Source organism: Desulfobaccales bacterium (assembly GCA_041648175.1).
GTDB lineage: Bacteria > Desulfobacterota > Desulfobaccia > Desulfobaccales > 0-14-0-80-60-11 > 0-14-0-80-60-11.
This window is the reverse complement of sequence record JBAZPO010000056.1, coordinates 1-4,012: the sequence shown is the minus strand read 5'-3', so window position 1 is coordinate 4,012 and position 4,012 is coordinate 1. Positions and strand designations below refer to the sequence as shown.

Annotated in this window: 11 protein-coding genes; all 11 read right to left on the bottom strand. The window is 55.9% G+C overall.

All coding sequences use genetic code 11. The annotated features are described in order from the left end of the window. Positions 1-217 (bottom strand): hypothetical protein (locus WC600_18840; GenBank protein ID MFA4904787.1); only part of this gene is annotated, 217 nt, incomplete at its 3' end. Continuing rightward, on the bottom strand, positions 210-419 hold the full coding sequence (locus WC600_18835) for a hypothetical protein (protein MFA4904786.1): 210 nt from the start codon (positions 417-419) through the stop codon (positions 210-212). The genes WC600_18835 and WC600_18840, both read right to left, overlap by 8 nt. A gap of 80 nt (positions 420-499) precedes the next feature. Next, positions 500-1,426: a DUF3150 domain-containing protein gene (locus WC600_18830; GenBank protein MFA4904785.1), complete on the bottom strand. Its 927-nt coding sequence runs from the start codon at positions 1,424-1,426 to the stop codon at positions 500-502. A 184-nt stretch (positions 1,427-1,610) separates the two neighbouring features. Further along, positions 1,611-2,066: a type II toxin-antitoxin system MqsA family antitoxin gene (locus tag WC600_18825; protein MFA4904784.1), complete on the bottom strand. Its 456-nt coding sequence runs from the start codon at positions 2,064-2,066 to the stop codon at positions 1,611-1,613. Continuing rightward, a complete protein-coding gene (locus WC600_18820; GenBank protein ID MFA4904783.1) occupies positions 2,056-2,376 on the bottom strand; it encodes a type II toxin-antitoxin system MqsR family toxin in 321 nt (106 codons plus the stop codon). The genes WC600_18825 and WC600_18820 overlap by 11 nt, the downstream gene beginning before the upstream one ends. Before the next feature lie 121 nt (positions 2,377-2,497). Continuing rightward, the gene (locus tag WC600_18815; protein ID MFA4904782.1) at positions 2,498-2,713 is read right to left on the bottom strand and encodes a hypothetical protein; all 216 of its coding nucleotides are present in this window, start codon (positions 2,711-2,713) and stop codon (positions 2,498-2,500) included. A gap of 11 nt (positions 2,714-2,724) precedes the next feature. Continuing rightward, on the bottom strand, positions 2,725-2,874 hold the full coding sequence (locus tag WC600_18810; protein ID MFA4904781.1) for a hypothetical protein: 150 nt from the start codon (positions 2,872-2,874) through the stop codon (positions 2,725-2,727). Continuing rightward, complete coding sequence (locus tag WC600_18805; protein MFA4904780.1) at positions 2,855-3,043, bottom strand: DUF2997 domain-containing protein; 189 nt, start codon at positions 3,041-3,043, stop codon at positions 2,855-2,857. Before WC600_18805 ends, WC600_18810 begins: the two co-directional genes overlap by 20 nt. Before the next feature lie 3 nt (positions 3,044-3,046). After that, positions 3,047-3,454, bottom strand: coding sequence for a DUF1257 domain-containing protein (locus WC600_18800; protein ID MFA4904779.1), 408 nt, complete (start codon positions 3,452-3,454; stop codon positions 3,047-3,049). Then, a complete protein-coding gene (locus WC600_18795; GenBank protein MFA4904778.1) occupies positions 3,454-3,666 on the bottom strand; it encodes a hypothetical protein in 213 nt (70 codons plus the stop codon). Before WC600_18795 ends, WC600_18800 begins: the two co-directional genes overlap by 1 nt. Then, positions 3,663-4,012, bottom strand: a 350-nt coding sequence (locus WC600_18790) for a hypothetical protein (GenBank protein MFA4904777.1), incomplete at its 5' end; no start/stop codon positions are given. The genes WC600_18795 and WC600_18790, both read right to left, overlap by 4 nt.

Genomic DNA, 4,012 nt, shown 5'->3' with positions numbered 1-4,012 from the left:
CAGTTTCCCGATCAAAGGGGATTTCCGCTTTTACCAAGGCTTCTTCGATTCCTTCAAACTCCCCATACCTGGCTTCGGGGGCTACCAGGGTAAAAATCCCATCCACCACGCTGTCCTCGGTTTCGTGTTCCTGAATGTATTCGTCAATCATCGCCTTAATTTCCGGCGTGATCAGGTGCGCAGGAACAGAGAGGGTCGCTTGGTAATAGTCAGCCATTTAGGGCCTCCTCTTCGACCTCGGCATCAAAATGTTCTTGAGCCATGCGAATGACGTAATCCGGTTCGATGTCCAAGCTCTTGGCAAGGTGCAGTAGGTCCGTCACCAAGTCCACTAAGGTGGAAGAAATGTCCTCCGGGTCACCCCCGGGATATGCCTGTAATGCTTCTCCCGCCCGCTTTTCTCTGTCGATGTTATTCAAGGTCTTGCCTCCTTTACAAAATTGGGTGCGAATTATTCCTGAAATATTCCTGAAAGGCCGGAGGCGCCCGGCCCTTCAGGTCAGCTCAAGTCGATCATCCGTTTGTAATTCCCGGAGATGGCGTTCACGTCCTCGGTCTTGGAAGCCACCGCGGCCACCTGGTCGGCCAGGTCCGCCAGTTGTCCTTTGAGGGCGTCGTTGTTCTTGAGGGCCTTGATGTCCACCCCGTCCAGGCCGGCCTTCAGCTTCGCCAACTCCTCCTCCAGAGGCTTGTAGCCGAAGATGTTCATGTCCCGGGACCAATCGTGGAGCTTGCGAACCTTCTCCAGCGAGTCGTTGCGGATGACCTTCCCCTCCCGCATCTTGAGCGACAAGTCGGCCACCACTTCCCGGATGGTCTTCATGTAGTCCAGGAAGGCCAGCTCGACGGCCTCTTTGCACTTGGCCTCCAGCTCGGCCTTGGCCCGTTGGTAGGCCTCAATGACTTCCGGGGCGCTGGTCTTGGAGGGGGGCTCGGCCGCCTTGATCTCGGTGATGGTCCAGAAGAAATCGAATTTCCGCCGCAGGACTTCCCGGGGGGGATAGTGTGGCTCCATCAACTCCCAGGAACCGGGATGCTTCGACTCGCAGAAGGCCTTCCATTCATCCCGGATGGCGTCGTACTTCTCGCAAAACTCGTCGGCCAGGGCCAGGTATTCTCTCTGCACCTGGGCCAGCTTTTCCAGGGTCCGGTCCAGCCGGCCTTTGGGAGAGCAGCGCACCCATTCCAGCACGAAATCATAGGTGTTCTCGTTCAGGACGCGCCGCCCCTCGCTGATCTTGCGGTTGAAAGCCTGGCGCCATTCGGCCGGATACAACTTCTTGTTCCCCAGGTGGAAGAACTCGGGGACCTTGTCCACTCCCAGGTCCTCTTTGGTGAGGTTCACGATTCCCGGCCAGCTCCGGGTGCAAAGCTGAATCGCCACCAAACCGTCAAAACCGTTACCGTCTGCTCTCTTTGCGCTCATGGTCATGCCTCCAGAAAAAGATAAAGGCCGGACAATGCCGGCCTTTTTACTAAGGGACCCTCGCAAACTAGGGCCCGCCGCCCTGGTTTGGACGAAGAATTAGGGTTTTTACTTAAAGGTGTCTACTTTAGATTTTTGTCCGCTTCTCCTGTTGGGGATAGGTCAGCCAAGCTCCGCCAATCACTTACGAGGGGTGCGGCTCGGCGTGTGACGGGACAGGGACCTTGTTGGTTTCATGCCGCCTCTTTAGAACCGCTATTGCCTTGGGGTCATGATCGAGAAGAACCAAGGCGCTGCTTACTGCCCGGCTTGGCAGCAGGTCCCCGCTTTCGTATTTCTGGAAGGCCCGCGGGCCTCCGCCTATCAGCAGCCCGGCAGCCTCCTGAGAAAGCCGAAGTTTCTTGCGAATTTGCCGAATCTCCTCCGGCTCAAGCAAGCCCTCGCTGCGTGCCTTAAGCCGATTCAACATGCGATCGGATACCCTCATATCCTTGCCGGTATGAATGCTCTCATCACACTCGTCACAATACCAACCGGGCATGTCGAAGGTGATCGACTCCTCCTTATAGGTCAAAGTCATGGGGCGCACGCTGCGGTGCATCAGCGCACCCGTCTTCGGACATTTGGGATTAGCGGTCATTTTCTTTCTCCTTGAAGGAGAGCAACAAAAACTTGGTTAAAACATCGGCGGTAAACTTAACATACAGCACACCAACCGATGAGGGAACGTGGTACACATCCTGCCAAAGCCGGTAATCGGCATAGGCCGTCATGGACTTGTAAAAATGCTCCCGTTTCATGGTCTGGATCGTTGCCACGATCTCAGTGCGGCCAAATCCCAGAGCGGCGGCGCTTCTTAGCGCCGTGCCGGTAACGGCCAGTCTCTCCACGCTGCTAAAAGCAGCCTTGAATGCCTCAAGGTCGTAAGTAGGTTGGCGTTTCTCCGTCATAATTCACATCTTCTAGGTGAGATATTATTACACCTTTATGGTGTATTGTCAAGTCGTTCTTGGAGGGGTTCATCAAAACAGGAAGGGCGCCGCCGTCCCGGCTATGGAAAAGAGTGAGGGTTTACTTAAAGAGGGCTGCTTCGATTTCATCGACCCGAGCGGGGTCCACGTCGTCCACCCCTTGAAAGACATAAACAGGATTTCCCTCAAATTCCTTGATGCGCTCGTCGTCTCCGCCTTCAGTATCGAAATCCAGGACCATAACCTCGACACCCTCCTGGTCGGACATGACGTGTTGAATCAGCCCCCCTTCCATGGTGATGACCACTCGTACCATTGTCTTCCTCCTCACCCACACCAGGGATTTTGATTGAGTTCTTCGAAGCCTGGCGCCGCGGGCCCCAGGAAAGAGAGGATTTCGGCAGCCTCTTTGGTCCACCAATCGGTAGAAGCGGTGCCGTCCTCCGAGATATCGATTTCAAGCTCGCTGACTGGCATTGGTCTTTACTCCTTGGGAATATTCCGGTTTGTTCTTGCGGTTGGCCACCACGCCCAGGGCTTGCTCGAAGTGGCCCATGGCTTCATCGCAACCCTTGCCCTGAAATCCTTTGCCTTCCATTTTGACCTCGCCGTCAGGGGCAAAGTCCAAGATAATTTCTGTCGCCATACCCTATCTCCTGCAGACCAGCCGGATAAGGCCATCGTCTCGTTTTTCTTCAGTGACCCGGTAGCCTTTTTTCTTGGCTTCGGCCTTGGCCTTTTCTACCCCGTAAGCTTGCTTGAGCCTCCCCATCCAGGAGTCGTTATAGCCGTTGTGGTTCTGGTCATATTCGGAGATCCAGGCCCGGTAAGTGCCATCCGATTGCCGCTGAAAACCGAGGTCGTTGGCTGCCTGGCCGACATGCTGGCGCCGGATGATGATATGGGCCTGCTGTTCTCTCCGGTCACCTTGGTAACCGTAAAGAGATTTGGCTTCCTGGTGGATCTCCACCTTTCCCTGGAACCCTAAACGATTCAGGCCGGCCACCAGAGCCGCCCCATCCCGGAATTCGATCTTAACTTCACTGTAGTGGCTCATCAGTTCCTCTCTCCGGGGCCGACCGCGCCCATGATTTTGATCTCCGTTTGTATCCCTACCTGTAAGAGTTGGTTAAGGCAGCACTCCAGGTCGCCCCCATGCAACGCCTTGGCCCGGGCATAAATAATGGTCCAGAGCCACTTGGGGAGTCTGATCGGGACCGGCACTTCCACCATCACAGTGGTTTCCGGGCTGATTTCCACGGCCATCATAGCGATACCCTCCGCTTACCGACTTTCTCCAGGACCGGCCGGCTGGCCGGGATGGTCCGGGCCCGGGCCCATTCTCTCAAAGCGTCCATCTGGGCTTTTTGGCTTTTACTTATAGGGATGACGAAGCGGGTCGCGGCTTCCAGATCCTGGCCGTTGTAAGCGGCCTCGATGGCCACCTGCCGGATTTCAGCGCCGCTGTAACCCTCCAGGTCCTCTGGGGCCGGGATGTTTTTGGGAGAGGTCTTTTCCTTAAATGCTTCGCAGTAGATCCCCAGGATATGCAGCCGCTCCTTGGGGTTCGGGTTGTCCACAAAGAAGATGGCATCCCACCGCCCCATCCGGGTAT